Below are 651 nucleotides of genomic sequence, written 5' to 3' on the forward strand. Positions count from 1 at the left end.
CAGGGGCGGAGGGCTGCGCCGCGCGCCGTGTCATCGCCGATCCCCCTGCCGGCCCCGGCCTCCGCTCGCCGCGCAGCGCAGCCCTCCGCCCCGGGCCCGGCCACGTGAACCAGGGCGCGCTCGTGCAGAGGCACATCCAGCGGCGCCGTCAGCCGTCCGCGCCACAGAGCGTGGAACACGGCGGGCAGGACCTCGATCGGGTCGCCGATCGCCTCGACGCCCTCCATCAGCGGCCGCGGCTGTGCGAACGCCTCCCGCACCGCCGCCAGCCCCTTACGGCCCTGGTTACGGGGGTGCCGGTAGCCGGCCAGCCACTTCACGTTGGCCTCGACCACCTCGTCCAGCCGCTCAAGACGCCGGTAGACGAACCCCACCTGCCAACACGCTTCCGCCACCGCCGCCGCGGCCTTCATGGCCCGTTCACCACCGGCCTCGGCGTGGCTGGGGCAATCGGCCAGCATGCCGGTGCCGTTCCTCCCCAGCCGCTCGCCGAGCCGACGGCAGAACTCCCCGTCCGCGGGCAGTGGCCGCAGACGCTCACCGCCGCCGTCCGCCCACACCAACTGCGCCATGACGGGATCCAGCAGAGCATCCGCGACCGCCACCACCTCTGGGAAGATCACCGCATCCCGCCCCACCACCCGCCACCAC

General features: G+C 74.3%; 1 protein-coding gene. It reads right to left on the reverse strand.

Annotated elements, in window-relative coordinates; all coding sequences use genetic code 11:
* A partial coding sequence (locus K6I33_RS35505) for a TnsA-like heteromeric transposase endonuclease subunit (RefSeq protein ID WP_229358900.1) occupies positions 1-623 on the reverse strand: 623 nt, incomplete at its 3' end.
* Positions 624-651 lie beyond the last annotated feature (28 nt).

The organism is Streptomyces sp. UNOB3_S3, assembly GCF_020740895.1.
In the GTDB taxonomy this organism is placed as follows: domain Bacteria; phylum Actinomycetota; class Actinomycetes; order Streptomycetales; family Streptomycetaceae; genus Streptomyces.